Source organism: Veillonella sp. ZSJB6, from assembly GCF_051549505.1.
GTDB lineage: Bacteria > Bacillota > Negativicutes > Veillonellales > Veillonellaceae > Veillonella.
On record NZ_JBPUGE010000104.1, the window covers coordinates 1 to 256 of the forward strand.

Sequence of the window (256 nt, forward strand, 5' to 3'; positions counted from 1 at the left end):
AGATTCAGCTGTTTCTTTTGTCTCAATCAATGCGCTTTTAAAATGATCCAAGCTGTTATTTAAATCGTTTGTCAGAGTGGTTGCTTCTTCCAGTTCTTCAATCAGTTTTTTTCTTGTTTCGTTCCCTCTCCTAGGTGCAAATAACAGACCTCCGACAGTTCCAGCAGCAGCTCCGAATAACAGTCCTTTGAAAAAGTTTTTAATCATCGCTGTGCACCTGCTTTACGATTGTTTCTTGAATAGCTTTTAGTTCTTC

Annotated in this window: 1 protein-coding gene; it reads right to left on the bottom strand. The window is 38.7% G+C overall.

The features are described from left to right. Positions 1-207: YtxH domain-containing protein (locus ACSV5T_RS10070; RefSeq protein ID WP_438321039.1), on the bottom strand; the 207-nt coding region annotated here is incomplete at its 3' end. Positions 208-256: the final 49 nt, after the last annotated feature.